Here is a 26724-nt window from a genome sequence, read left to right as displayed (position 1 = left end):
GATGTCCGACCCGATACGCTTTTACTTCCGTGGCGCTGTCCAGGAAATCCACAACGCCGCGCCGACCCGCACCGTGCTGCAGCACCTGCGCGAGGACTTGCATTGCACCGGCACCAAGGAAGGTTGCGCCGAGGGCGATTGCGGCGCTTGCACGGTGGTTGTCGGCAGCCTGAATGCGGCCGGCCAGCTGGAGATGAAGGCGGTGAATTCCTGCATCCAGTTCGCACCTACGCTGGACGGCAAGGCGCTGTTCACAGTGGAGGACATGCAGCAGCCGGATGGCGCGCTACATCCTGTGCAGCAGGCGATGGTGGAATGTCATGGCTCGCAATGCGGTTTCTGTACGCCGGGCTTTGTGATGTCCTTGTGGGGCATGTACCTCGACAAGGATGGCCAGCCGGCGCAGCGCAAGGAGATCGACGACTGCCTGTCCGGTAACCTGTGCCGCTGCACCGGCTACCGCCCGATCATCGACGCGGCGCAGCGCATGACGGAGTTGCCGAAGGTGGCGTTCGACCGCGCCGCGCTGACGGGGCAGTTGCAGGCTTTGCAGCGCGAAGCCGGTTCGACTTACACCGCGCAAGGACAATCGTTCCACGCACCGCGCACGCTGGAAGAACTGGTGGCGTTGCGCGCCGCGCATCCGAAAGCCACGCTGTTGGCTGGTTCCACCGACATCGGCCTGTGGGTGACCAAGCAGATGCGCGAGCTGGGTGACATCATTTACCTCGGCCATGTCACCGCCCTGCAAAGCGTGCAGCAGCATGACGGCATGCTGGAAATTGGCGCCGGCGTGTCACTGAACGATGCCTATGGAGCCTTGTGCGAACTGTATCCGGCGGAGCTGAGCGATTTATGGCAGCGCTTCGCATCGCTGCCGATTCGTAATGCCGGTACGCTGGGCGGCAATATCGCCAACGGTTCGCCGATCGGTGATTCGATGCCATGGATGATCGCGTTGGGCAGCGAAGTGGTGCTGCAAGGTCCCTCCGGCCGCCGCGTGCTGGCGCTGGAAGCCTTCTATCTCGACTATCAGAAAAAGGATTTGCAGGCCGACGAATTCGTCGCCGCCGTGCGCGTGCCGCTTCCGCGCGCGGAAGTACAATTCCGTACCTATAAACTGGCCAAGCGCTTCGACCAGGATATCTCTGCGGTGTGCGCGGCATTCGCGTTCACGCTGGACGGCGATACAGTGAAGGAGGCGCGCATTGCGTTTGGTGGCATGGCGGCGACGCCACGCCGCGCGCCGCGTGCGGAAGCGTCGCTGACCGGCTTGCGCTGGAACGAGGCCAATCTGCGCGTGGCGATGGATCAGTTGCAGCAAGACTTCGCACCGCTGTCCGACATGCGTGCATCGAGCACCTATCGCATGCAGACGGCGCAGAACCTGTTGCGCCGATTCTGGCTGGAGACGCGCGCCGATGCGCCACTTGCGGCGGACGCCGTCAACGCCTTCGCTTGCCGCGCCTGAAAGGAGCCATCATGAACGAACCTGTTGCGCCATCCGCGATTGCCGGCTCGGCATGGAAATCCGTGGGCGTATCGCGCGCGCATGAATCGGCCGAACTGCATGTGCTGGGGCAGGCCACCTACACGGACGATATCCCCGAACTGCAAGGTACGCTGCACGCTGCACTAGGCTTGTCCTCGAAGGCGCATGCGCGGATTACGGCGATGGATCTGGCGGCGGTGCGCGGCGCGCCTGGCGTGGTGGCGGTTTACACGGCTGCCGATATCATCGGCACCAATGATTGCGGGCCGATCATTCATGACGATCCGATTCTGTCAGCCGGTGAGGTGTTGTACGTCGGCCAGCCGATTTTCATCGTGGTGGCGGACACGCACGATCACGCGCGCCGTGCCGCGCGCCGCGCCGCCATCACGTACGAAGAACTGCCGGCTATCTTGACTCCGCAGGAGGCCAAGGCCGCCGGTTCGTATGTGCTGCCGCCGATGCAGTTGAAGCGCGGCGACTATGAAGCCGCATTCGCAGCCGCACCGCACGTGGTCAAGGGCCAGCTGTTTGTCGGCGGCCAGGAACAGTTCTATCTGGAGGGCCAGATCGCCTACGCGATTCCGAAGGAGGATAACGGCTTGCTGGTGCAATGCTCGACGCAACACCCGAGCGAGATGCAGCATGTGGTGGCGCATGCCATCGGCGTGCATTCGCACAAGGTGCAGGTGGAGTGCCGCCGCATGGGCGGCGGCTTTGGCGGCAAGGAGTCGCAGTCGGCTTTGTGGGCGGCTTCGGCTGGTATCGCGGCGTCAAAGTTGCGCCGCCCCGTTAAGCTGCGCGCGGATCGGGATGATGACATGCTGGTTACCGGCAAGCGTCATTGCTTCTACTATGAATATGAGGTTGGCTACGACAACAACGGCAAGATCCTGGCGGCGCGCGTTGACATGACCTTGCGCGCCGGCTTTTCGGCTGACTTGTCTGGACCTGTCGCGACACGCGCGGTGTGCCACTTCGATAACACCTACTATCTGTCGGACGTGGATATCCGCGCTGGTTGCGGCAAGACGAATACGCAGTCGAATACGGCATTCCGTGGCTTCGGCGGTCCGCAAGGTGCGATTGCGATCGAGTACATCATCGACGAGATTGCGCGCAACCTGGGGCAGGATGCGCTGGATATCCGCCGATTGAATTTTTATGGCACCAGCGAACGCAATGTGACGCCGTATGGCCAGGTGATTGTCGACAATGTGATCGAGAAGCTGACTGCGGAGCTGGAGCAGACCAGCGCGTATCGCGCACGCCGCAAGGCGATTGAAGCGTTCAATGCAAGCAGTCCGGTGCTGAAGAAGGGGATTGCGTTCACGCCGCTGAAGTTCGGCATCGCGTTCAATGTCACGCACCTGAATCAGGCGGGCGCGCTGGTGCATGTGTATGTCGACGGCTCGGTGCTGGTCAATCATGGCGGCACGGAGATGGGGCAGGGTATCAACACCAAGGTGATGCAGGTGGTGGCGCATGAACTGGGCCTGGATCTATCGCATGTGCGCATTACGGCGACGGATACCAGCAAGGTGGCAAATACTTCGGCCACGGCGGCTTCCACCGGCGCGGATTTGAATGGCAAGGCGGCGCAGGATGCGGCGCGGCAGATCCGCGAGCGTCTGGCGGCGTATGCGGTCAAGCTGTATGGCGATGAAGATGGACAACCGGTGCGCTTCCTGGATAACCATGTGCACGTGAACGGGCACACTGTATTGTTCGCGGAGCTGGTTCAGAAGGCTTATCTGGCACGTGTACAGTTGTGGTCCGATGGATTTTATGCGACGCCTGGCTTGCATTGGGACCCGAAGACGATGAGCGGGCATCCGTTCTCGTACTATGCGTATGGGGCGGCGGTTTCCGAGGTGGTGGTGGATACGCTGACTGGCGAGTGGAAACTGTTGCGTGCCGATGCGTTGTATGATGCGGGCCGTTCGCTGAATCCGGCCATCGATATCGGTCAGGTGGAGGGCGCTTTCATTCAAGGCATGGGCTGGCTGACCACGGAGCAGTTGTGGTGGAACGCAGCCGGCAAGCTGATGACGCATGCGCCTTCCACTTACAAGATTCCGGGAATTTCGGATTGTCCGGAGGATTTCCGCGTTCGCTTGTTTGATAACGGCAATGTGGAGGACAGTATTCATCGCTCGAAGGCGGTGGGGGAGCCGCCGCTGTTGTTGCCGTTTTCTGTATTTTTCGCGATTCGCGATGCGATTTCGGCGGTGGGCGGGCATCGTTTCAATCCGCCGTTGAATGCACCGGCCACCAGCGAGGAGATCTTGCGGGCGGTGTCGATTGTGGAAGTGATGGCGTGATGAATGCGTGGCTGACAGCGCGGGTGGTGGAACCGGCAGTATTGGTGACTGTGGCGATCGTGGAGGGCTCCGGCCCGCGCGAGCCCGGTGCCAAGATGCTGGTGACGGCGCGCGGCCAGCACGATACGATCGGCGGCGGGCATCTGGAGCTATGCGCAGTGGAGTTGGCGCGCGAGATGCTGCAAGGCGCGGCCAGCAAGGACGTGGCTGCGGGCGATGCGGCTGCGGCATGCATTGCGACGGCGCGGCTGGAGCGCTATGCGCTGGGGCCAACGCTGGGCCAGTGTTGCGGTGGCGTGGTGCACCTGGCGTTTGAGCTGGTCGGCGCTGAACTGGCCGCCGTCCTGGCCGGCCTGCGTACGCGCCAACGCGAAGACAGCTGGCGCTTGAGCGCCATCGACGGCCCAGCCACAGCCCTGCTGCTCGGCGCCGACGGCCCAGCCGCCCCCCTGCTGCTCGGCGCCGACGGCGTAGTCGCCGCCCCCGGCAAGGCTGGCGAAGGCGTCTCATACGGGCAGCGCGGACCGCGCAGCGATGTCGCCGGCGGCAGCGGCAGTGAGCGCGTGATGGGCGTGGCGTCGGCGTCGGTGCCGACCGTCGACCGCGAGCGCGGGACGCATGTGCTGCGCGATGCGGATGGGCGGCGCTGGCTGGTCGATCCCTGTCTGGCGCCGCGTGCGCATCTGGTGTTGTTCGGTGCGGGACACGTCGGTGCGGCCATCGTCCGTCTGCTCGGTGAATTGCCGTGTACCGTCACCTGGGTCGATGAGCGCGAAGACATGTTCCCTGTGGACCTGCCGGCCAACGTCACCGTGGAAGCCACCGATATGCCGGAAGCCTGCGTGGGCGCGGCGCCCAAAGACGCCAGCTATCTGGTCATGACCCACAGCCACGCACTGGACCAGCGCCTGACCGAAGCCATCCTGGCAAGAGAAGACGTCGGCTGGTTCGGGCTTATCGGCTCCCACACCAAACGGGTACAATTCGAGCGCCGCATGGCCGCGCGCGGGCTACCGCAAGACCGGATTGACAACATGGTCTGCCCGATCGGCCTGCCGGGCATCTCCAGCAAGCTCCCCGCCGCCATCGCCGCCTCCGTGTGCGCGCAGCTGTTGATGGTGTGGGAACAGCAGCAAATCGCTGCACTCAACGCGCCGGCACGGCTGGCCGTCGCAAGCTAAACTACGCATTCAGATTCAAGAAAGACCAATATGACCACCAACCTGCAAGCCTATCGTGGCAGCTTGCTGCACTTTCTCGCCGATCCGGCCTTCAACGAGCAGTCGCACGACTGGCACGAAGATGGCCTGCTGATCGTCGAAGACGGCAAAGTCAAAGCCGCGGGCGATTACGCCACCTTGCACGCTACGCTGCCGCCTGGCGCCGTGGTGCACGACTACAGCGGCAAGCTGCTGATGCCGGGCTTTATCGACACGCATATCCACTACCCGCAGACCGACATGATCGCCTCGCCGTCGGAAGGCCTGCTGCCATGGCTGGAGACCTACACTTTCCCATCCGAGCGCCAGTTCGAGGACAGCACGCACGCCGCCAGCGTGGCCGACTTCTTCCTCGACGAACTGCTACGCTGCGGCACCACCACCGCCATGGTCTACTGCACCGTGCATCCACAATCGGTGAACACCTTCTTTGCCGCCAGCGAACAGCGCGGCCTGCGCATGGTGGCCGGCAAGGTGATGATGGACCGGAACTGCCCCGACTTCCTGCGCGACACCGCTGAAACCAGCGCACGCGACACCGAAGCGCTGATCCAGCGCTGGCACAAGCGCGGCCGCTCGCTGTACGCCATCACGCCGCGCTTCGCGCCGACATCCACCGAACGCCAGCTGCAACTGGCCGGCGAACTGGCGGCCGCCTACCCGGACACCTATATCCAGACCCATGTATCGGAAAACGAAGCCGAATGCGCGTGGGTGCGCGAACTGTTCCCCAACTCGCGCAGCTACATCGACGTCTACGACAGCTATGGCATGATGCGCCCGCGCGCCATGTACGGCCATTGCATCTGGCTGAATGAACACGACCGCCGCCGCATGGCGGAAACCCAGTCGGCCGCCGCCATCTGTCCGACCTCCAACCTGTTCCTCGGCAGCGGCCTGTTCGACTTCGAGCGTGCCGACGATGCCGGCGTGCTGCTGTCGCTGGCCACCGACGTCGGTGGCGGCACTTCGTTCTCCATGTTGCAAACGATGAATGAAGCCTATAAAGTAGCGCGCTTGAAGGGCAGTTACCTGCCGGCTTTGCGCATGTTCTACCTGGCCACGCTGGGCGCCGCGCGCAGCATGCAGCTCGAAGGCACCATCGGCAATTTCGCTGCCGGGACGGAGGCGGACTTCATCGTCATCGATCCGCAGGCGACGCCGCTGCTGCAGCGCCGTACCTCGCGCAGCAACAGCCTGGAAGAGCTGCTGTTCGCATTGGCGCTGCTGGGTGACGACCGTGCCATCGCGGCGACGTATGCGGCAGGCCGTCAGGTGCATGCCCGTGAAATGAATTAACCAAGGACCCACCATGAAGAAAAACATCGCCAGCCTGAAAGCCGTTGCACTGGCCGCCGCCGTGTTCTGCGCCATGCCGCAGGCACACGCCGCCAATGCCAACGAGGAAGCCACGAAGCGCCACTTCGCCGCGCTGGTCGCGACGGGCAAGGAGCCGAAACTGGCCGAACTGACGATGTTCTTCACGCTGATGCCGAAGGGCGGCGACCTGCACCACCACTACTCGGGCGCAATCTACGCCGAGCAGTACCTGCAGTGGGTGGACAAGGAAGGCTATTGCGTCAACAAGAGCAATTACCAGATCGACACCAGCAAGACGCTGACCAAAGAGGAACAGGCCAAGCCGCTGGCGGAGCGCGCCTGCCTGTCCGGCGTCGATACGCTGCAAGACAACACCTTCCTGGCCAACCTGCTGCAACGCTGGTCGGACAAGGACTTCTACAACCACAGCGCGATCCAGTCGCCGCCGGACCGCCAGTTCTTCGACACCTTCGCCTACTTCAACCCGGTGGCATCGACCAACGCGGTGGACGGCTTGCAGCGCCTGAAGCAGCGCGCGGTCCAGGAGAACGTCAGCTACATCGAAACCATCTACGAGATCGCGCCGATCGCGCAGGATGCGGACTTCGACAAGAAAGCGCTGTCCACCGGCGTTACCGACACCGACTTCGCCGCGCTGTCGGCCAAGCTGGAAAAAGACCAGGCCTTCCAGGGCTGGATCGGCTCCTACCTGAAGAATGTGGACACGGTCAGCGTCGGCCTGGATGACGCCAACTTCACGCTGCGCTACCAGCCGTTCGCGCTGCGCTTTCTGTCGCCGTCGCAGGTGTACTCGCAGATCGTTTCCAGTTTCAAGCTGGCGACCTCGAATCCGAAGATCGTCGGCGTCAACATCGTCGGCCAGGAAAGCGTGCATGTGTCGATGCGCGATTACGCGCTGCACATGCAGATGTTCAAATTCCTGAAATCCAAATACCCGCAGGTGAAGCTGGCGCTGCACGCCGGCGAGCTGTCGCTGGGCATGGTGGAGCCGGAGGGCCTGACCTTCCATATCAAGGATGCCATTGAGGTCGCCGGCGCCAGCCGCATCGGCCACGGCATGGACATTGCGCATGAGAGCAATCCGCTGGCCATCATGAAAAAAATGCGTGATCAGAAGATCCCGGTCGAGGTGAACCTGAGCAGCAATGACTTCATCCTCGGCATCAAGGACCAGGCCCATCCGGTAACGCTGTTCCGCAAATATGGCGTGCCATATGTGTTGTCTACTGACGACGCTGGCGTTTCCCGCAACAATTTATCTGGCGAATATGTGTTGTACGCAGCGCGCTACCAGCCGGATTACGCGGAGGTGAAAAAACTGTCATACGACAGTATTCGTTATTCTTTCCTGGCTGATGCCGACAAACAGCGTCTTTTGAAAGCGCTGGACGGTAAATTCACCAAATTTGAAGCGGATATCGCTGGCGCTGTTGCGCAATCCAAACGATAAATAAAGTTTTTCCGCAAAAAAAAGCCGGCGCTTTTGCGCCGGCTTTGCTTTTTGTCAAAGTTCCACTACATTTCTGTGGCAGTTTTACTACATTTCTAGATTTAATCATCAATACTTGCCATGAACGAAATTCATCGGCACCTGACTCTCTTATAATTCCGCCGAAATTACGCCTCTGCGACCTGTGGAAATTGTAAATCTGCAATCATTCCACGTTCATTTATATGTTTTTCCACTTAATTGCTTAGTAAAAACGTATTTGTCGCGGGTATGGCGACATGCAATAGTTATTGGCAGTTAGAGCAATTTGACAACTTTTAATGTCATACCAGTGTCATTTAAGGCATTTACACTCTCGCTTTGGTGCAGAGGAAAAGTTGCTCTTCACACACGATTTCAGTAGTTCTCGTTACGGTTTTCACAATAACACTCTAAGGGGTTTTTAATGCAATCCAAACAATCTCCGGTCTTGCGCTTGAGCGTCATCGCCGTAGCGGCTCACTTGGCCGCGCTGTCGGCAGGTGCCGCTTTTGCACAGGAGGCAGCTACCGCCACTCCAGGCAAGGCTGAGGTGGTCATCACCGGTAAAAAACTGGGTATGGGCCTGATGGTAACGGAAGACGCGCCAAAAGCACGTTCGACCATTACTGCGGAAGAATTGGAAAAGCAGCGCCCAACCGGCAATGCTTATGAAGCACTGGAAATGCTGCCAGCAGTTAACAGCTACAACTACGACGCAACCGGCCTGTTCGGTGGCGGCATGACGCTGCGCGGCTTCAACTCGGACCAGATCGGCGCCACCATCAACGGCGTGCCAGTCAACGACTCCGGTAACTTCGCGATCTACCCACAAGAGTATGTGGACCAGGAGAACACCTGCTCGCAGTTCGTGACCCAGGGTTCGACCGATGCGGATTCGCCACAAGTCGGCGCCACCGGCGGCAATTTTGGTATCAACACCTGCTCGCCAGAAGACAAGCAGCGCTTCCGCGTCATGCAGACCGTTGGTCAGCTGAGCATGCTGAAAACCTTCGTGCGCTACGATACCGGCCTGCTGTCGGACAACCGCTCGAAGATGTTCATCTCGGCGTCGCACGCTGAAGCAGACAAATGGAAAGGCCCAGGCCGCGCCAAGCGCGATCACGTCGACGTCGGCTTCGACTACAACTGGGACCGCTTCAACTACATCAAGGCAACCTTGCTGTATAACGAAGCCGTCAACAACAACATCAATAACCTGACCCTGTCGGAAATCAACAAGAACGGTTATTACTTCGACTTCGCCGAGACGTTCAAAGGCCACCTGACCCCAGGCCCTGGCGCGCAAGTTGAAACCACCCAGTCGCCGGCTTACTACAAGCTGGGCATCAACCCATTCAAAAACGCGATTGCTTCGGCTACCGCGAAATTCCGTCTGAACGACAACCTGGACCTGAAGATCCTGCCATACATCTGGTACGGCTTCGGTAACGGCGGCGTACAACAGCGCGCCCAGTCGGAAAGCGCCTTCTACGATCCAAGCACCGGTACCCGCACCGGCAAGGTCGACCTGAACGGCGACGGCGACACCGCCGACACCATCCTGGTTGCCAGCGCCAGCGTGACCAAGACCTTCCGTCCTGGTGTTACCTCGTCGCTGACCTGGACCGTGGACAACCACGAAATCCTGGGTGGCTTCTGGTACGAGCGCGCTCGCCACCAGCAAACCGGCCCGATGCTGCGCCTGGGTAACGATGGTTCGACCGCCGACGAATACCTGGAAGACGACCGCATCCTGCGTCCTAACGGTCACTATGCCACCAGCCGCGACTGGATGTCGGTTTCGACCGCTTATCAGTTCTTCCTGCAAGACACCATGAGCTTCATGGATGACAAGCTGAAGATCAACGTCGGTGTGCGTAACCCGCGCGTGAAACGTGACTTCACCAACTACGGCGACGAAAACAACACCGTCAAGCCATACAACCTGGTGAAGAACTACAACGACATCCTGCCGCAGTTCGGCGCCCGTTACCGCATCACCAACGACGACCAACTGTTCATGTCGGTCGCCAAGAACGTGAAAGCACCACCTAACTTCGTGTTCGGTAACATCGGCACCAGCGTGAAAGTGACCAACGGCGTGGCGAACTTCGTCGGCGACGTTAAAGAAGAATCGTCGTGGAACACCGACATCGGCTACCGTCACCAGGACAGCAATTTCATCGCTACCGTGACTGCCTTCTTCGTCGACTTCAAAAACCGTCAGGCAACCACCTTCGATCCGATCACCCAGGCTTCGAGCTATACCAACGTCGGTAAAGTCTCCAACAAAGGTCTGGAAGTTGAAATTGGTAATACGCCGATCAACGGCTGGGCGTTCTACGGCTCGCTGGGCTTCATGGATAGCGAGATCAAGGAGAACATGCTGATTGGTAATGGCGTGTACCTGCCAACCGCCGGCAAGGAAATGATCAACGCGCCACGCCGCAAAGCTGGTCTGTCGGTCGAGTATCAGGACGGCGCTTTCTGGGCCCGTCTGAAGGCACGCGCTACCGGCAAACAGCAGGCTTCGATGCTGAACGACGAAGTCGCACCAGGCTACACCACCTTCGGTATCGATGGCGGCTACACCTTCGCGAACTTTGGCTGGGTCAAGCGTCCGAAGCTGACCGTCAACCTGAGCAACATCACCGACAAGCAATACCGCAACCCGTCCTCGACCACGGTCAAGAACGCCAACGCGGTACCTGGCCTGACGACCACGTTCGACACCCAGCGTTACTACCTGGGCGCGCCACGCTTCGTCTCGGCGACCCTGTCGGTTGACTTCTAATCGTTCATCGCGGCGGGTTGCGGCCCGCCTCTGATGCACGCACAACACCCTATAAGTCCTGTACTTATAGGGTGTTTTTCATTTGGCGCCGCATTTTGTAACGTATTATTTTCCGCTCTGCGCAAGGCGGTTTGGACGGTACAATGACCGATTCACCACAGCAATTTACAGCAATGACTAAACATTTGAGCCCGCTTGCCGGCCTGGTGCTGGCTGCCTTGTTGGGCGGTTGCGCACTGGGACCGAAGCAGCCGTTGCCGCCTGGCGTGACCGAGATCCAGCTGGTGGCGCTGAACGATTTCCACGGCAACCTGGAAGCCAGCAAATACACCTGGGACAGCGCCAAGGGCGGCGGCGAGCGCGTCATCACCGCCGGCGGCATCGATACGCTGGGAGCGGCGTTGCAGGCGTGGCGCAAGGAAGATCCCGAGCTGCTGCTGGTCGGCGCCGGTGACCTGGTCGGCGCCAGTCCGGCCATCTCTTCGATGTGGGCCGACGAGCCGACCATCGGCGCGATGAACCTGCTGGGCATGCGCGCCACCTCGGTCGGCAATCACGAATTCGACCAGGGCCGCATCGAACTGCTGCGCCAGCAGAAGGGCGGCTGCATGTCGCCGCGCGCCGACAAGGCCTGCAAATTTGACGGCCCTTACCAGGGGGCGCAGTTCCAGTACCTGGCGGCGAACGTGATCGACATGGCCACCCGCAAGCCGGTGCTGCCGGCGTATAAAATCGAAACCGCGCACGGCGTGAAGATCGGCTTCATTGGCACCGTGCTGCGCGAGACGGCGGAATCGGCGCTGGCTTCCGGCATCGCCGGCCTGGAATTTGTCGACGAGGCGGACGCCATCAACCGCCAGCTGCCGGAACTGCGCAAGGAAGGCGTGGGCGTGTTCGTGGTGTTGATCCATCAGGGCGGCCGCACCACCGATAAATTCGATCAGCAGGATTGCGCCAATCTGCAAGGGCCGATTGTCGACGTGGTCAAGCGTCTCGATCCGGCCATCCGCCTGGTCATCAGCGGCCACTCGCACCAGGGCTATATGTGCAAGGTGGATGGCCGCCTGGTGACGCAGTCCGACATGGGCGGCCACGTCATGGGCCGCATCAAGCTGTCGGTGGATACCGCCAGCAATAGCGTGCGCGATGTCAGCGCCCAGCAGGAAGTCATGGTGCCGGGCAAATGGCCGGCCGACCCTGCGCTGGACGACTACCTGAAGAAAGCCCGCGCCAGCAGCCTCGCCGCGCTGGCGCGTCCGGTGGCCAGCATTTCGGTGCCGAGCGTGAAGCGCGACAAGGACCACAAGCGCGAATCCGCGCTGGGCGACCTGGTGGCCGATTCGATGCTGGCCGCCGGTCGTCCGTTCGGCGCGCAGATCGCGTTGCAGAATCCGGGTGGCATCCGCCAGGATCTGGAGACGGCGCCGGGCAATGTGGTGACGCTGGGGCACGCAATGGCGGTGCTGCCATTCGGGAACACGCTGGTGGCGATGAACCTGCGCGGATCGCAGATCGTCGAACTTCTGGAAGAACAGTGGATCGGCGGCCGTGACCAGAAGCGCGGCCTGCTGCAGGTGTCGGATGGCTTCAGCTACGAGTGGGATGAGTTCAAGCCGGAAGGGCTGAAGCTGGTGCCGGACAGCGTCAAGCTGAATGGCGTGCGGCTGGACATGAACACCTCTTACCGCGTGGTGACCAACAACTTCCTGGCCGAAGGCGGCGACGGCTTCCCGACCTTCAAGAAGGGCGCCAACCGCGCGCCGACCAATATCCGCGATATCGACGCGCTGACGCAGTATCTGGTCAAGCGCGAGCAGGACAAGAGGCCTGCCGGCGCGGCCGCGCCACAGGTTCGCTACAACAATGTGCAAAAGGATTGATGATGCGCCGTATTTTAGTTTCCGCCCTGATGGCGGCTGGCGTGCTGGCCGCACCGGCACATGCCGAGTTTTCGATTCCCGGCTATGAGCTGGTGCAGACCGCACCGGTCGAAACGCCGCTGCACAGCGATGACCTGCGCAGCGCCGCGCAAGTGTGGACCGAGCTGTTTGATAACGCCAAAAGCGAAATCGTCATCGGCCAGTTCTATGCGGTGATCCGGCAGGGCAGCGTGTTCGACAAGGTGGTCGAGCACCTGGAAGCTGCCGGCAAGCGCGGTGTGAAGATCCGCTTCCTGCTGGACCAGAAGGGCGTCGGCCTGTCGGAGAAGCCGACCATCGAGCGCCTGAAAGCGATTCCGAACCTGGAGTTCCGCGTCCTCGATTTCAACAAGCTGACCGGCAACGGCATCATCCACGCCAAGTACCTGGTGGTGGATGGCGCGACCGCCTTCATCGGCAGCCAGAATTTCGACTGGCGCTCGTTTGAGCATATCCATGAAACCGGCTTGCGCATCACCGATCCAAAAGTGGTGGGCCAGGTGCTGGCCATCTTCAACCAGGACTGGCGCGCGCAGGCGCTGACATCAGCCGGCCAGGTTGCGCCGGCCCTGAACACCGCTACTACTGCGCCGGACATCCAGCAAAACGCTTTTCTGCTGTCCAGCCCCCACCAATACAATCCGGCCGGCGTGGGTGACTCCGAGGCTGGCCTGCCGGCGCTGCTGGCGCAGGCCAAGAGTGAAGTGCGCATCCAGCTGCTGGACTATGCGCCGCTGAGCTATGGCCCGAAAGGCACGCGTCCTTACTATGCGGTGATCGACAACGCGGTGCGCGCCGCCGCCAACCGTGGCGTCAAGATCAAGCTGATGGTCTCCAACTGGAACCTGGAACAGCCGGCGCAGGTCTATCTGAAATCGCTGGCTATCCTGCCGAACGTGGAAATCCGCGTGGTGACGCTGCCGGTGGCGTCGACCGGCTTTATTCCGTTCGCGCGCGTCATCCACAGCAAGACCATGGTGATCGACAACCAGGTGGCGTGGGTGGGCACCAGCAACTGGAGCGGTGGCTACTTCGACCTGTCGCGCAACCTGGAAGTGGTGATGCGCAACGAGAAGATGGCGCAGCGCCTGGCGGCATTGCAGGAGCAGACCTGGAACTCGTCGTATGCACAGCCGCTCGACATCAACAAACAATATCCAAAGCCAGCGAAAGGTAGTCCTGAATGAAAAAGCTTGCATGTATCCTGGCGCTGAGCAGCGCCTTCGTCTCCATCAACGCCCATGCCTGGGGCAATGACGGCCACCGCGCGGTTGGCGCGATTGCCGACCAGCTGATCAAGGGCTCGAACGCTGAAAAGCAAGTGCAGGCCTTGCTGCTGCCGGGCGAGAGCCTGGCCGGTGTCGCCTCCTGGGCCGACTGCGTAAAAGGCACTTACTGCGGCCCGCAAACGGAAGAGATGGTGGCGTACACCACTGCCAATCCGCTGCACAGCGAGTACCACTACACCGACGTGCCGTTCCAGCTGTCGCATTACGAGGACAAGGCTGTCGGCACCCATGGCCACGACATCGTGCAGACGCTGAAGCAGTGCATCGCGGTGCTGCAAGGGAAGGGCGACGCCACCACCAATCCGCACAACTTCACGCCACGCCAGGCGCTGCTGATGCTGACCCATTTGACCGGCGACATCGCACAGCCGCTGCACGTGGGCGAAGGCTATGTGGCCAAGAGCGGCGGCTTCATGGTGCCGACGCAGAAGCAGCTGGATGACAAGGAAGCCTTCGGCACCTCTGGCGGCAACAACCTGCAACTGGACGACATCAAGCTGACGGCCAAGAGTTCGGCGCTGATTCCAGCTGGCCCGGTGGAAGACAAGCCGGCATCCACGCCGGCGACGCCTGCGCGTCCGGCGCAGACCACGCGCGCATTTCACTCGTACTGGGACACCACGGTAGTCAACTACGCGTTCCGCCGTATCGGCGCACGCACGCCGGAGCAGTTCGCGCAGATGGTCATTGATGGCAAGCCGGTAATCGCGCCAAATAGCGGCGATCCAGTCACCTGGCCATACCAGTGGGCCGACCAGACGCTGACCGTGGCCAAGCTGGCCTATACCGACGTGGTGCCAGGCGCGATGGCGCAGCAGACCAGCAAGAAGGGTGAAGTCTACAATGTGTGGCCGCTGGCGATTCCGGACAACTATCCGGTGCCATCGTCGGCCGCCGCCAAGGCGCAGCTGATCCAGGGCGGCTACCACCTGGCCGCCGTGCTGAAGGCTATCTGGCCGTAATCACTTCCCGCTAATGGGATTGAACCAGAGTTCGCCGCGTGACAGCGGTGTCTCTGGCGTCAGGTGCGGATTATCCAGGTGCAGCACGCGCCGTTTCGCCAGCCCGCCGGCTTTGATGCTCTCTCCCTTGTATTGCTGGAACAGGGTGTTGAGCGAGCCGTCCTTAATCATTATCTCCATACCGTCGGCAATGCGCTGCGCCAGCAGCTTGCCCTCGGCGTCGCGCCGCAGGAAGAAATACAGCGGCAGCGGATATTGCAGCAGCAAGGTCGGCTCGATGGTCATCTGCGGGAAGGCCGTCCGGCGCTCCTGCAATTCGCGCTGCGCCTCGTCGATGCCACGCGAGAACCAGTCGAAGCGTCCGGCGTTCAGCATTGCGAACAGGCCCGGATAGCTGGTTCCTTCCACCACCGTAAAACCGGCGCCACGCAGCAGTGGTACATCGATCCACGCCTTGCCCTGACCGGCGCGCAGCTTGCGCAGGTCGTCCAGTGTGCGCACTGCGGCAAAGCGCGGCAGGTCTTCTTCGCGTACCAGGAACATGCGGTAGCCCAGCAAGCCTTTGTCGATCGGCAGCCGCACCGGCAGGAATTGCTGCTCAAGTTCCGGCGAGGTGGCGCGCGCGAAGACGTTGATGCGGCCTCCGGGCATCATCAATTCCTGCGCCACGCGTGCAGGCGACATCGCCTGCGTCGACTGGCGCAACTCGAACGGCCCATAACGTGGCTCGGTTTTCTGCAAGGCCGCGCGCAACACAGCCCAGTCGTATTCGTAGCGGCTGTCGGCGTCATCGAGGCTGGTGAGGGGATACACCACGCGCGTCACGGCGCCGCAGCTTGCAGCCGTCAACCATGAAGCCAGCAACAGCATGCGCCAGGTATTTCTTAAAGCGTGAGACTTCGTCATCCAGTCAGTTTGCCATACAAATGTTAAGCCTTGGTGACGTCGATACCGAGTTCACGATAGCGCGCCAGCAGCGTTTCCGGCGCATCGCCGTTGACAATGATGGCGCTGACTTGCGACAGCGGTGCAATCTGATACGGAGAGGCGGTATCCAGCTTTTCCGGCGACGCCAGCACCACCGTGCGTTGCGCCATATTGCTGATGGCGCGCTTGACTCCAGCCTCGTCGAAATCGCCTGTGCTGATACCGGACTCCGGATGCAGGCTGCACACGCCCATGAAGTAGATGTCGGTGCGGATCTGCGCGATGGCCTCCAGCGCCGCCGGCCCCATCGCCACGATCGAGTGCTTGAACAGCCGGCCGCCGATCAGGATCACTTCCACCAGCGGATGCTCGGCCAGCTCCACCGCCACCGATGGGCTGTGCGTCACCACTGTGCAGCGCAATGTCGGCGGCAGCGCGCGCGCCAGTTGCACGGCGGTGGTGCCGCCGTCGATGAACACCACCTGGCCGGGGGTGATCATGGCAGCAGCCGCGCGCGCGATGGCCGGCTTGGCGTCGCTGGAGATCTGTTGGCGCTCGCTGAAGTTGCCCAGCGCCGGCGAGGGGGGCAGCGGCGGGTCTAGCGGCAACGCGCCGCCGTGCACCCGCTGCAGCAGGCCTTCGGCAGCCAGCTCGCGCAGGTCGCGGCGGATGGTGTCCTCGGACAAGCCCAGTTCCTCGCTGAGCGAGCGGGCGACGATCTGCCCGTCCCGCTTCAGGCGGGCGAGCAGTAGTTCCTTGCGTTGGCGTGTCAGCATATGCACGAATTATCTTGATGTTGCACGATATTGCATGATATCGTAAAAAAACGCAACCAGGAGAGCGCCATGCCCGAAGACCGAGTCCGCATCCACCAGGTAGAAACCTTGTCCGACGACTGGTTCCTGCTAAAGAAGACTACCTTCGACTATCGCCGCAGCGACGGCAGCTGGCAGCGCCAGACGCGTGAAACCTATGATCGCGGCAACGGCGCCACCATCCTGCTGTACAACCGCGCGCAGCGCACGGTGCTGCTGGTGCGGCAGTTCCGCTTCCCGACGTATGGCAATGGCCATGACGGCTTCCTGATCGAGACGGCGGCCGGTCTGCTGGACCAGGCCAGCCCGGAGGAGCGCATCAAGGCCGAGGTGGAAGAGGAGACCGGCTACCGCGTCAGTGACGTGCGCAAGGTGTTTGAAGCCTTTATGAGCCCCGGTTCGGTGACAGAGCGCCTATACTTCTTCGTGGCGGAATACGATGCCGCCTCGCGCGCCGGCCAGGGTGGCGGCATTGCGGAAGAGGGCGAGGATATCGAGGTGCTGGAGCTGCCGTTTGAACGCGCGCTCCAGATGATCGCCTCGGGCGAGATCGCCGACGGTAAAACCATCATGCTGCTGCAATACGCGGCGCTACATTTGTTATGAAAAGACTGTTGTTGATTGCACTGCTGGCCGCGAGCCAGGCCCACGCCGCCGGTGATCCGAAGAACGGCGCCCGGCTGTTCCAGCGCTGCGCTTCCTGCCACGCGGTGGGACCGTATGCGAGTGCGGGTTACGGCCCGCAGCTGAACGCCATCATCGGCCGCAAGGCGGCGTCGACGAAAGATTACAAGTATTCGGAAGCGATGAAGAAGTCGGGCCTGGTGTGGACCGAGAAGAACCTGGCGGCATATCTGCGCGCGCCGCACGACGTCGTGCCAGGCACCAGCATGCGCTTCTGGGGAATCAAGGATGAACAGCAGGTCGCCGACCTGCTGTCCTATATGAAGAGTTTTTAACGCGACTTGACGAACGGCGTGCCGAGCGCTTTTGGCGCCACCGACTTGGCCATCAGGCCTGCCAGCACGATCACCGTCAGCACGTATGGCACCATCTGGATCAGCGCGCCCGGCACGCGGCCGATCACTGGCAGTTCCACGCCTTCGATCTGGATCTGCACCGCACCGAAGAAGCCGAACATCAGGCAGCCGAGGAAGGTGTACAGCGGACGCCAGTTACCGAACACCATGGCGGTCAGCGCCAGGTAGCCGGCGCCGGCCGACATGTCGCGCAGGAAGAAGCCGCTCTGCACGATCGACAGGTAGGCGCCCGAGAAGGAGCACAGCACGCCGGCAATGATCATCGCCATATAGCGCTGGCGCTCGACGTTGACGCCGGCCGCATCGGCCGCATGCGGGTTCTCGCCGCAGGCGCGCAGGCGCAGGCCGAAGCGGCTGTGGTAGATCACCCAGTGCACCAGCGGCACCAGCAGGAAAGCCAGGTACACCAGCACCGAGTGGCCGCCGATCAGGTGCGCGTACAGCCAGCCGATGAAGGGAATGTGCTCCACTGCGGCGGAGCCAGGCAGTACCACGTCGAACAAGCGCGCCGAGCCCAGGTCCGGCGTACGGCCGCCCTGCTGGAAGATGTACTGCGCCACGACGAAAGTCAGGCCGCTCATGGCGATGTTGATGGCGATGCCGGCCACCAGCTGATTGCCCTTCTGGGTAATCGCCACATAGGCTTGCAGCGTTGCCAGCAGCACCGACACCAGGATGCCGGCCATCACGCCGTTCCATGGATTCTGCGTGGTGTAGGCCACCGCCGCCGAGACGAAGGCCGACGCCAGGATCTTGCCTTCCAGGCCGATGTCGATCACGCCGGAGCGTTCGGCGAACAGGCCGGCCATGCCGGCGAAAATCAGCACCGGCGCGTTGCGCACGGTGGATACCAGGATGCTGCCGATATGCAGGTCGTCTAAAGTCATATCGTCCTCACTTCTTGAATTTCAGCGCTTTGGCGATGACCGGCGCGTACAGGTTTTCCATCGCGCCGCAGAACAGGATAATCAAGCCCTGAATCAGGATCACGGTTTCCGGCGGAATGTTCTGCTTCTCCAGCGACAGGTCGAAGCCACCCTGCGTCAGCGCGCCGAACAGCACCGCCGACAGGAAAATGCCGACCGGGTGCTGGCGGCCCATCAGCGCAATCGCGATGCCGATGAAGCCGGCGCCGCCGACGAAGTTCAGCGACAGGTAGTGGGTCGAGCCCATGATGGAGTTGACCGAGCCGAGGCCGGCCAGCGCGCCCGAGATCAGCATGACGATGATGATCATCTTGCTGATGCGGATGCCGGCGTAGTGCGCGGCGTGCTTGTTCAGGCCCGTGGCGCGCAGCTTGTAGCCCCATGCCGAACGGGATACCACCACGCCGTAGATCACCAGCGCGAGGATGGCGATGAAGAAGCTGATGTTCAGCGGCGTCTCGCCCAGGACAGGGAACCACTCGTTCAGGCGCGGCATCTCGGCGGCGGCGCTGAAGGCGCGGCTGGCCGGATTCTGTTCGCCCGGCGGTACCAGCTTGACGATCACGGTGTTCATCAGCGAGGCGGCGATGTAGTTGAACATGATGGTGGTGACCACCACGTGGCTGCCGCGCTTGGCTTGCAGGTAGCCTGGCACGAAAGCCCACAGCGCGCCAAACAGCGCCGCGCCCAGCATGCCGACAGGGATCAGCAGCCATGGCGACAGCGAGCTGTCAAAGGCCAGCATGGCCAGGGTCAGGCCCAGGCCCGCAAAATACATCTGGCCTTCGGCGCCGATATTGAACAGGCCGGCCTGCATGGCGATCGATACCGCCAGACCGGTGAAGATGAAGGTCGAGGCGTAGAACAGCGTGTAGCTCAGGCCCTCCGGATTGACGACGGCGCTGTTGACCAGGATCGCCAGCGATTCGGTCGGGCTTTCGCCCAGCAGATGGATCACCAGCGCGGTCACCAGCAGTGCCGACAGCAGGTTCAGAACGGGCATTACAAACGCGGTTGCCCAGCGTGGCAGGTCTTTATTCATGATTTATGCATGCCCCCCATCAGCAGCCCGATGCGGGTGGTGTCGAATTCTTCAATTTTCAGTTCGCCGGTGATGCGGCCGCCGCACATGACCAGGATACGGTCCGCCAGCGCACGCACTTCTTCCAGCTCCACGGAGACCAGCAGGATGGCCACGCCTTCATCGCGCAGCTTGAGCAGCTGCGTATGGATGCTCTCGATGGTGCCGATGTCGACGCCGCGCGTCGGCTGGCCGACCAGCATCAGCTTCGGCTGCGCCAGCACTTCGCGCGCGATCACCACCTTCTGCTGGTTGCCGCCGGAGAGCAGGCCGATACGCAGGTCGTGGTTGTTCGGGCGGACGTCGAAGTTGCGCATCAATTCCGCGCAGCGGCCGGCGATGGCCTTGAAGTCCAGCAGGCCCCATTTGTTTTTCAGCTTGTCCTGGTAGCCGAAGATGGTGTTGTGCATGACCGAGAAGGCCTTGACCACGCCATCGCGCAGGCGGTCTTCCGGGACGTGGCCAATACCTAACTCGCGGAAGGTGCGCGGCAGGCCGTCGGCGTCGGTGCGGTCGTCGAAGGGCAGCGGCTTGCCGAGGAAATCCAGTTTGCCGGAAGTCGGCAGGCGCATGCCCGACAGGATTTCCATCAACTCGCTCTGGCCGTTGCCGGAGACGCCGGCCACCGCGACGATCTCGCCGGCGCGCAGCGTGAAGCCGATATCGGCCAGCAGCTTGACGCCCTGGTCGTCCAGCAGTTGCAGGTTCTCGACGTGCATCACCGGCGCGCCCGGATTGTACGGCGCGCGCGGCAGGTTGTTTTCAATTGGACGGCCGACCATCATATTGGCCAGGTCTTCCTTGGTGGTGCCGGCAGTCGGCACGGCGCCAATCACGCGGCCGCCGCGCATCACGGTGACGGTGTCGGTGATGTCGAGGATCTCTTGCAGCTTGTGGGTGATCAGGATGATGGTCTTGCCCTGTTCCTTGAACAGGCGCAGGATCTCGAACAGCGACGCGGTTTCCTGCGCGGTCAGCACGGCGGTCGGCTCGTCCAGGATCAGGATGTTGGCGCTGCGGTAGATCTGCTTGAGGATTTCGACGCGCTGCTGCGCACCTACCGACAGGTCATGGATGGTGGCCAGCGGATCGACATCCAGGCGGTAGCGGACGCAGATGTCGCGCAGTTCCTGCTCGACGCGCGCACGGTTTTTATTCAGCTTGAAGCCGCCTTCGCTGCCCAGCATGACGTTATCGAGCACGGTCATGTTCTCGACCAGCATGAAGTGCTGGTGCACCATGCCGATGCCGAGCGCAATCGCCTCCTGGCTGTTGTGGATGCGGCGCGCCTGGCCATCCAGCAGGATCTCCCCGCCGTCGGCGCGGTAGTATCCGTACAGGATGCTCATCAGGGTCGATTTACCGGCGCCATTCTCGCCCACCAGGCCATGGATGGAACCCTTGGCGATGGCGAAGCTGACGTCCGTGTTCGCTTTCACAGCTCCGAAATGCTTGGAGATGCCGCGAAATTCTACTGCTGGCTGCATAGGATCGTTTTTTAATTAAGTAAAACGCGCCGCAGGGGGCAATCCCCGGCGGCGCGCTCTATGTTCAAACAGGTATTAGACCGGGCAGGCTGCGCCCGAACGGATGTCGATGACCTTGATCTTGCCATCGATAATATCCTTGCGTGCACCCAGCACGCGCTTCTCGATTTCCGGCGTGATCAACTTGCGGTTGTTCTCGTCGAGCGCCCAATCCACGCCGCCTTCCTTCAGGCCCTTGGCGGTGACGCCTGCCTTCCAGGTGCCGTTCTTCATCTGCATGAAGGAGTCATACACGGCGTTGTCGACGCGCTTGACCATCGAGGTCAGGATGCTGCCTGGGTACAGGCTGTTCTGGTTGGAATCGACGCCGATCGCCAGCTTGCCTTTTTCCTTGGCGGTTTGCAGCGTTCCCAGGCCCGAACCGCCGGCCACGGCAAACACCACATCGACGCCGCGGTCGAATTGCGAACGGGCCAGCTCACCGCCCTTGGCCGGGTTGTTCCACGAATCCGACGAGGTGCCGACCATGTTCGAGGTCACGTCAACTTTCGGGTTCACCGCCTTGGCGCCCTGCGTGTAGCCGCAGGCGAAGGTGCGGATCAGCGGGATGTCGACACCGCCGATGAAGCCGAGTTTCTTCGACTTCGACGCCATGGCCGCAGCCACGCCCGCCAGGTAGGAACCTTCTTCTTCCTTGAACGTGATGGAATTGACGTTGGCGCCTTGCGCCACGCCGTCGATCAGCACGAAGTGGACTTTCGGGAATTCTTTGGCGACCTTCTGTACGGCGGCCTGCTGGGCAAAGCCGATGGCGGCGATCAGGTCGAGATTCTTGCGGGCGAGGCCGCGCATCACCTGTTCAGCCTGGGTGTCGCTGGAGGCTTGCACCTCGATGAAATTGATGTTGGTCTCTTTTTTGAAGCGCGTGGCGCCTTCGAAAGCGGACTGATTGAACGACTTGTCGAACTTGCCGCCTGCGTCATACACGATGCCCAGTTTTGGAGCAGCCGCGGACGCGCTGGCAGCGATAAACAGTGCTGCAACCGTCAAACTAAGTTGTGAAAGTTTCATGAATAGGCTCCTGGAAGATCGTTATTGTATATTTTTATTGGCTATAGCATGTAGTTACCGGCCGTATTATTCCTCTAAATCCCTGATTTCATGCAATAAGTGCTGACAACTTGCTAAAAAATTGTGAATTTCGCAATTGCTAAACGTTAGCCTGGTTTCGTGATGCATGTCGCAACGCAACAACAAGCCGCGCCGAATTAAAAATTTTTATGCCGTTGCTTTTTTGTCCCGCTGGACAAAATACCGCGCGCATCCGATCACCTGGTTTCATAGACAACGCCCGTCACCAAGCCTGTTCAGGCCGATCCATGACTATGCACCAGCGCCAATATGTACGACAAATTCGTTTTTTCTTAGCTATTTATACAAAATAGATATGAATCAAGACCGTCAAAAGTTCACTTTCCTGCATTTTTTTCCGTGCTAGCATGATTGGTAATGTGTATATCGATATAACAAAAACCACAGGTCACCACTTAAATTTACGGGAGCAGGACATATGAGCAAGCAACGCAGTATCACCGTGCGGTCATCGCTGATCGCAGTGGCTGTCGCCAGCGCTTTTCCACTGGCACATGCCCAGGACACCACCGCCACCAATAAAGACCAGCTGGAAACCGTGATCGTGACGGCACAGCGCCGCGCGGAAAACATCAAGGACGTGCCGATGTCGATCGCCACCATCAAGGGCGACAAGCTGGACACGCTGACCGCCGGCGCCGGCGATATCCGTATCCTGTCCGGCCGCACGCCATCGCTGAACATCGAGTCGGACTACGGCCGTGCGTTCCCGCGCTTCTACATTCGCGGCCTGGGCAATACCGACTTCGACCTGAACGCCTCGCAGCCGGTCGGCTATGTGATGGACGATATCGTCATGGAAAACGCCATGCTGAAAGGCTTCCCGGTGTTTGACGTCGACCAGGTCGAGGTGCTGCGCGGCCCGCAGGGCACGCTGTTCGGCCGTAACTCGCCGGCCGGCGTGATCAAGTTCGATTCGGCCAAGCCAGTGTTCAAGCAGGAAGGCTATGTGCAGTTCGGCGTCGGCAATTACTCGGCCAAGACCGCCGAAGGCGCGTTCAACATTCCGGTCAGCGACACCGTCGCGCTGCGCTTCTCCGGCACCAGCCAGCATCGCGGCAACCGCGTGCACAACACCAACCCGGATACCAGCAAGGGCACCCGCGACTTCGAAGGCTATGGCGACAACGCCTTCCGCCTGCAAGCGCTGGTCAAGCCGAACAAGGATTTCGAGGCGCTGTTCAACTACCACCAGCGCAACTACCACGGCAGCGCCACGCTGTTCCGCGCAAATATCCTGAAGCAGGGCACCAACGATCTGGTGGACGGCTTTGACTATGGCTCCTACCCGACCGACGGTGTCAACTACCAGAAGCTGAAAACCCAGGGCGGCAGCATCCGCCTGAAGTACAACCTGAACGACATCACGCTGCACTCGATCACCGGCTACGAGAAACTGGACTTCAACAGCCGCGCCGACGTTGATGGCGGCTATGGCGCTGTGTACGCGCCACCATACGGCCCTGGCCGTATCCCGTTCGTGGTGGAAACCGCAGACCTGCTGCCTAACCACAAGCAGTTCTCGCAGGAGTTCCGCGCCGAGTCGAACTACAGCGGCCCGCTGCAATGGATCGGCGGCCTGTACTACTTCAACGAAGCGATCCAGATCGACAGTATCAGCTTCGATAGTCTGGCGCCGGGCAATCCGCAGAATATTCCATTCGCACGCCAGAACCAGAAATCGAAATCCTGGGCAGCCTTCGGCTCGGTCAACTACGCCGTCTCCGATAAGCTGAAACTGCGCGCCGGTCTGCGCTACACCGACGACAAGAAAGACTTCTCCGCCTCGCGCACCGACTACAACACCGCCAACGTGCTGGTCACCGTGCCGCATACGCTGGACAGCAAGACGGACAATGTCAGCTGGGACGTCAGCGGCACGTATGAACTGACCAAGGAAACCAATGTGTTTGCCCGCGTGGCCACTGGCTACCGCGCGCCGTCGATGCAGGGCCGCCTGAATGGCCTGGGTGACGTGCCGACCATGGCCGGCGTCGAAAGAGCGCTGTCGTATGAAGCTGGTATCAAGCAGGACCTGTTCGAGAAGCGCGCGCGCCTGAGCGCCACCGTGTTCCAGTACCGCGTGAAGGACAAGCAGCTGACCGCCGGTAGCGGCGGCGTCAATATGAACCGCCTGCTGAATGCGGACAAGGTGACTGGCCAGGGTATCGAACTGGACCTGCAAGCCAATCTGGGTTACGGCTTCAGCGGCTCGCTGGGCTACAGCTTCAACGACACCGAGATCAAGGACAAGAACGTTCGCGTGCAATACTGCGGTAACGGCGCCAACAACCTGGGCATGGGCTGCACGCCGACCAACGTGGCGGCGCCAGGCTATCCAGGCTACGTCCTGATCGACGGCAACGACATGCCGCGCGCGCCGCGCAACCAGGCCAACTTCTCGCTGAAGTACAGCACCGAAGTGGGTAATGGCGAGCTGTATGCGATCACCGACTGGAGCTATCGCAGCAAGTACAACTTCTTCCTGTACACCGCTGTCGAATATACCGCCAAGCCGCTGACCGAAGGTGGCCTGCGCATCGGCTACAAGTGGGGCGATGGCAAGTATGAAGTGGCTGCCTTCGGCCGCAACATCACCGACAAGGTCGTGGCGCTCAGCGCGATCGAGTTCAACAACCTGACCGGCATGCTGAACGAACCGCGCACCTACGGCGCCACGTTCAAGATGAACTTCTAAGCCTTAACAGCCCATCTCCAATCCCCCGCCAGGCGCCGCCTGGCGGGGGATTGTTGCATCGGGCGTCCAGCCCGGTACAATGCCCACGGGTTATTCGTGCCGAGGAGTTTTTGTGGAACACACCGTCGTAAATCTGTGGCCGCTGCTGGGTGTGGCCGTCATCATTGCCGGCTTCGCGCTGCGCGCCCATCCGGTGCTGGTGGTGGTGGCGGCCTGCTTTGTCACCGGCTTTGCCGCCTTCATGCCGGTCGAGCAGTTGCTGGCCACGCTGGGTACGGCCTTCATCAAGACCCGCAACCTGCCGCTGATCCTGTTGCTGCCGATTGCCGCCATCGGCCTGCTGGAACGGCATGGCTTGAAGGAGCATGCGCAGGCATCGATCGCGCGCATCCGTTCGGCCACCACCGGCCGGCTGCTGATTGTCTACCTGGCGATTCGAGAAATCAGCGCCGCTTTCGGCCTGACCAGCATTGGCGGCCATCCCAATATGGTGCGGCCGCTGATCGCGCCGATGGCCGAGGGCGCCGCCGAGGTGCGCTATCCGGATATCACGATGGACATGCGGCACCGCATCCGCGCCATGGCGGCTGCCACCGATAACGTCGGCCTGTTCTTTGGCGAGGACATCTTCGTCGCCTTTGGCGCCATCGTGCTGATGCAAACCATCCTGCATGGCGAGGGAATCGATGTCGATCCGCTGCACATGGCGCTGTGGGGCATACCGACCGCCATCTGCGCCTTCATCATCCATTCGTGGCGGCTGTACCGGCTGGACGCGCAGATCGCCCGGAGCGTCAAATGATACTCACGCTGGACTTCTTCTATTACGTGCTGGGCGCGATGCTGCTGATGATCGCTTTCATGGCGCTGCGCGACCAGCACAATCCCAGGCGCTATAGCAGCGCCTTGTTCTGGGCCTTGTACGCAGTGATCTACCTGGCCGGCGAGCAGTTGCCGCCGGTGGCAGCCGGCCTGCTGATGGTGGTGATGGCGCTGATCGCCGGCTTTGGCGGCGTCACGCTGGGCCGTTACGGCGAGCGCACGCCGGAAGAACGCCGCGCCAGCGCGCAGCGGCTGGGGCACAAGCTGCTGATCCCGGCGCTGCTGATTCCGCTGACCACGGTGATCGGCTCCACCGTGTTCAAGGATGTGCAGTGGAACGGCCTGTTCCTGCTTGATCCGAAACACATCACGCTGGTCGCCCTTGGCTGTGGCTCGCTGTTCGCGGTCGCCACCGCCTGCTGGCTGACGCGCTCGACGCCGCTGCAGGCGATGCGCGAATCGCGCCGCCTGGTCGACCACCTCGGCTGGGCGGTGGTGTTGCCACATATGCTGGCGGTGCTCGGCCTGCTGTTCACCGACGCCGGCATGGGCAAGGCGGTGGCGCATGTGGTCACGTCCTACATCAATATGGACCTGCGGCTGGTGGCGGTGGCGGTGTATTGCGTCGGCATGGCGCTGTTCACCATCATCATGGGCAATGGCTTCGCGGCGTTTCCGGTGATGGCCGGCGGCGTCGGCATTCCGGTGCTGGTCGGCGTCTACCACGCCAACCCGGCGGTGATGGCGGCGATCGGCATGTTCAGCGCTTACTGCGGCACTTTGATGACGCCGATGGCGGCGAATTTCAACATCGTGCCGGCGGCGCTGCTGGAACTGCCGGACAAGAACGCCGTGGTCAAGATGCAGATTCCGACAGCATTGCCATTATTGTTAGCAAATATTGCGCTGCTTTATTTTTTGATGAATCTGTGAGACGCTGCTGGGTTAACGCATCACGGAGTTC

At 61.3% G+C, this 26724-nt stretch carries 20 protein-coding genes; 14 read left to right on the top strand and 6 right to left on the bottom strand.

The genetic code is table 11. The features are described 5' to 3' along the window. The first annotated feature begins 1 nt into the window (after position 1). From xdhA to BLS51_RS18630, 9 genes are all read left to right on the top strand, one after another. The gene (gene xdhA, locus BLS51_RS18670; RefSeq protein WP_090186215.1) at positions 2-1471 is read left to right on the top strand and encodes a xanthine dehydrogenase small subunit; all 1470 of its coding nucleotides are present in this window, start codon (positions 2-4) and stop codon (positions 1469-1471) included. A gap of 11 nt (positions 1472-1482) precedes the next feature. Next, entirely contained in the window at positions 1483-3816 is a 2334-nt protein-coding gene (gene xdhB, locus BLS51_RS18665; protein WP_090187256.1) for a xanthine dehydrogenase molybdopterin binding subunit, read from the top strand. Continuing rightward, positions 3816-4997: a xanthine dehydrogenase accessory protein XdhC gene (xdhC, locus tag BLS51_RS18660; protein WP_090186213.1), complete on the top strand. Its 1182-nt coding sequence runs from the start codon at positions 3816-3818 to the stop codon at positions 4995-4997. Before xdhB ends, xdhC begins: the two co-directional genes overlap by 1 nt. Before the next feature lie 30 nt (positions 4998-5027). Beyond that, the gene (gene guaD / locus BLS51_RS18655; protein WP_090186208.1) at positions 5028-6335 is read left to right on the top strand and encodes a guanine deaminase; all 1308 of its coding nucleotides are present in this window, start codon (positions 5028-5030) and stop codon (positions 6333-6335) included. A gap of 13 nt (positions 6336-6348) precedes the next feature. Then, positions 6349-7827: an amidohydrolase family protein gene (locus BLS51_RS18650; RefSeq protein WP_090186204.1), complete on the top strand. Its 1479-nt coding sequence runs from the start codon at positions 6349-6351 to the stop codon at positions 7825-7827. A gap of 445 nt (positions 7828-8272) precedes the next feature. Next, positions 8273-10642: a TonB-dependent receptor gene (locus tag BLS51_RS18645; protein WP_090186201.1), complete on the top strand. Its 2370-nt coding sequence runs from the start codon at positions 8273-8275 to the stop codon at positions 10640-10642. A 173-nt stretch (positions 10643-10815) separates the two neighbouring features. Continuing rightward, positions 10816-12522, top strand: a complete 1707-nt coding sequence (locus BLS51_RS18640; protein WP_090186197.1) for a bifunctional metallophosphatase/5'-nucleotidase — start codon at positions 10816-10818, stop codon at positions 12520-12522. 2 nt (positions 12523-12524) lie between these two features. Next, a complete protein-coding gene (locus BLS51_RS18635; RefSeq protein WP_090187251.1) occupies positions 12525-13748 on the top strand; it encodes a phospholipase D-like domain-containing protein in 1224 nt (407 codons plus the stop codon). Beyond that, positions 13745-14812, top strand: coding sequence for a S1/P1 nuclease (locus BLS51_RS18630; protein WP_090186194.1), 1068 nt, complete (start codon positions 13745-13747; stop codon positions 14810-14812). The genes BLS51_RS18635 and BLS51_RS18630 overlap by 4 nt, the downstream gene beginning before the upstream one ends. On the opposite strand, the gene BLS51_RS18625 is transcribed toward BLS51_RS18630, so the two are convergent. Further along, entirely contained in the window at positions 14813-15718 is a 906-nt protein-coding gene (locus tag BLS51_RS18625) for an ABC transporter substrate-binding protein (protein WP_090186190.1), read from the bottom strand. It lies immediately after the preceding gene. 23 nt (positions 15719-15741) lie between these two features. Next, on the bottom strand, positions 15742-16515 hold the full coding sequence (locus BLS51_RS18620; RefSeq protein ID WP_090186186.1) for a DeoR/GlpR family DNA-binding transcription regulator: 774 nt from the start codon (positions 16513-16515) through the stop codon (positions 15742-15744). Positions 16516-16584: 69 nt separating this feature from the next. Here BLS51_RS18620 and BLS51_RS18615 point away from each other — a divergent pair, with 69 nt between their 5' ends. Both BLS51_RS18615 and BLS51_RS18610 read left to right on the top strand, forming a co-directional pair. Continuing rightward, a complete protein-coding gene (locus BLS51_RS18615; protein ID WP_090186182.1) occupies positions 16585-17160 on the top strand; it encodes an NUDIX domain-containing protein in 576 nt (191 codons plus the stop codon). After that, positions 17157-17513, top strand: a complete 357-nt coding sequence (locus BLS51_RS18610) for a c-type cytochrome (protein WP_090186178.1) — start codon at positions 17157-17159, stop codon at positions 17511-17513. Before BLS51_RS18615 ends, BLS51_RS18610 begins: the two co-directional genes overlap by 4 nt. Here the strand turns inward: BLS51_RS18610 and BLS51_RS18605 are convergent. The 4 genes from BLS51_RS18605 to BLS51_RS18590 all read right to left on the bottom strand — a co-directional run bounded on the left by BLS51_RS18605 (position 17510) and on the right by BLS51_RS18590 (position 22159). Next, positions 17510-18481 carry an ABC transporter permease gene (locus tag BLS51_RS18605; RefSeq protein WP_090186173.1) on the bottom strand — a complete coding sequence of 324 codons (972 nt, stop codon included), beginning with the start codon at positions 18479-18481 and terminating at the stop codon, positions 17510-17512. The two genes, BLS51_RS18610 and BLS51_RS18605, sit on opposite strands and share 4 nt — an antisense overlap. A gap of 7 nt (positions 18482-18488) precedes the next feature. Next, positions 18489-19562 (bottom strand): ABC transporter permease, encoded by a 1074-nt coding sequence (locus BLS51_RS18600; RefSeq protein ID WP_373994338.1) that lies wholly within the window; start codon positions 19560-19562, stop codon positions 18489-18491. Next, entirely contained in the window at positions 19559-21088 is a 1530-nt protein-coding gene (locus BLS51_RS18595) for an ABC transporter ATP-binding protein (protein WP_090186165.1), read from the bottom strand. The genes BLS51_RS18600 and BLS51_RS18595 overlap by 4 nt, the downstream gene beginning before the upstream one ends. A gap of 75 nt (positions 21089-21163) precedes the next feature. Then, complete coding sequence (locus BLS51_RS18590; RefSeq protein ID WP_090186160.1) at positions 21164-22159, bottom strand: BMP family lipoprotein; 996 nt, start codon at positions 22157-22159, stop codon at positions 21164-21166. A 499-nt stretch (positions 22160-22658) separates the two neighbouring features. Here BLS51_RS18590 and BLS51_RS18585 point away from each other — a divergent pair, with 499 nt between their 5' ends. The 3 genes from BLS51_RS18585 to BLS51_RS18575 all read left to right on the top strand — a co-directional run bounded on the left by BLS51_RS18585 (position 22659) and on the right by BLS51_RS18575 (position 26693). Next, a complete protein-coding gene (locus BLS51_RS18585) occupies positions 22659-24938 on the top strand; it encodes a TonB-dependent receptor (RefSeq protein ID WP_090186157.1) in 2280 nt (759 codons plus the stop codon). Positions 24939-25017: 79 nt separating this feature from the next. Next, a complete protein-coding gene (locus tag BLS51_RS18580) occupies positions 25018-25740 on the top strand; it encodes a DUF969 domain-containing protein (protein ID WP_175472625.1) in 723 nt (240 codons plus the stop codon). Further along, positions 25737-26693, top strand: a complete 957-nt coding sequence (locus BLS51_RS18575) for a DUF979 domain-containing protein (protein WP_090186152.1) — start codon at positions 25737-25739, stop codon at positions 26691-26693. Before BLS51_RS18580 ends, BLS51_RS18575 begins: the two co-directional genes overlap by 4 nt. The last annotated feature ends 31 nt before the right edge of the window (positions 26694-26724 follow it).

Origin of the sequence: Duganella sp. OV510, from assembly GCF_900100205.1 — a bacterium.
Classification (GTDB): Bacteria; Pseudomonadota; Gammaproteobacteria; order Burkholderiales; family Burkholderiaceae_D; genus Rugamonas.
The sequence above is the reverse complement of the archived record's forward strand: the minus strand, read 5'-3'. Positions and strand labels throughout refer to the sequence as shown.

Excerpts from the sequence above, each read along its gene's own strand:
- xdhA (WP_090186215.1), top strand. The coding sequence starts at position 2 with ATGTCCGACCCGATACGCTTTTACTTCCGTGGCGCTGTCCAGGAAATC.
- xdhB (WP_090187256.1), top strand. The coding sequence starts at position 1,483 with ATGAACGAACCTGTTGCGCCATCCGCGATTGCCGGCTCGGCATGGAAA.
- xdhC (WP_090186213.1), top strand. The coding sequence starts at position 3,816 with ATGAATGCGTGGCTGACAGCGCGGGTGGTGGAACCGGCAGTATTGGTG.
- guaD (WP_090186208.1), top strand. The coding sequence starts at position 5,028 with ATGACCACCAACCTGCAAGCCTATCGTGGCAGCTTGCTGCACTTTCTC.
- BLS51_RS18650 (WP_090186204.1), top strand. The coding sequence starts at position 6,349 with ATGAAGAAAAACATCGCCAGCCTGAAAGCCGTTGCACTGGCCGCCGCC.
- BLS51_RS18645 (WP_090186201.1), top strand. The coding sequence starts at position 8,273 with ATGCAATCCAAACAATCTCCGGTCTTGCGCTTGAGCGTCATCGCCGTA.
- BLS51_RS18640 (WP_090186197.1), top strand. The coding sequence starts at position 10,816 with ATGACTAAACATTTGAGCCCGCTTGCCGGCCTGGTGCTGGCTGCCTTG.
- BLS51_RS18635 (WP_090187251.1), top strand. The coding sequence starts at position 12,525 with ATGCGCCGTATTTTAGTTTCCGCCCTGATGGCGGCTGGCGTGCTGGCC.
- BLS51_RS18630 (WP_090186194.1), top strand. The coding sequence starts at position 13,745 with ATGAAAAAGCTTGCATGTATCCTGGCGCTGAGCAGCGCCTTCGTCTCC.
- BLS51_RS18625 (WP_090186190.1), bottom strand. The coding sequence starts at position 15,718 with ATGACGAAGTCTCACGCTTTAAGAAATACCTGGCGCATGCTGTTGCTG.
- BLS51_RS18620 (WP_090186186.1), bottom strand. The coding sequence starts at position 16,515 with ATGCTGACACGCCAACGCAAGGAACTACTGCTCGCCCGCCTGAAGCGG.
- BLS51_RS18615 (WP_090186182.1), top strand. The coding sequence starts at position 16,585 with ATGCCCGAAGACCGAGTCCGCATCCACCAGGTAGAAACCTTGTCCGAC.
- BLS51_RS18610 (WP_090186178.1), top strand. The coding sequence starts at position 17,157 with ATGAAAAGACTGTTGTTGATTGCACTGCTGGCCGCGAGCCAGGCCCAC.
- BLS51_RS18605 (WP_090186173.1), bottom strand. The coding sequence starts at position 18,481 with ATGACTTTAGACGACCTGCATATCGGCAGCATCCTGGTATCCACCGTG.
- BLS51_RS18600 (WP_373994338.1), bottom strand. The coding sequence starts at position 19,562 with ATGAATAAAGACCTGCCACGCTGGGCAACCGCGTTTGTAATGCCCGTT.
- BLS51_RS18595 (WP_090186165.1), bottom strand. The coding sequence starts at position 21,088 with ATGCAGCCAGCAGTAGAATTTCGCGGCATCTCCAAGCATTTCGGAGCT.
- BLS51_RS18590 (WP_090186160.1), bottom strand. The coding sequence starts at position 22,159 with ATGAAACTTTCACAACTTAGTTTGACGGTTGCAGCACTGTTTATCGCT.
- BLS51_RS18585 (WP_090186157.1), top strand. The coding sequence starts at position 22,659 with ATGAGCAAGCAACGCAGTATCACCGTGCGGTCATCGCTGATCGCAGTG.
- BLS51_RS18580 (WP_175472625.1), top strand. The coding sequence starts at position 25,018 with ATGCCCACGGGTTATTCGTGCCGAGGAGTTTTTGTGGAACACACCGTC.
- BLS51_RS18575 (WP_090186152.1), top strand. The coding sequence starts at position 25,737 with ATGATACTCACGCTGGACTTCTTCTATTACGTGCTGGGCGCGATGCTG.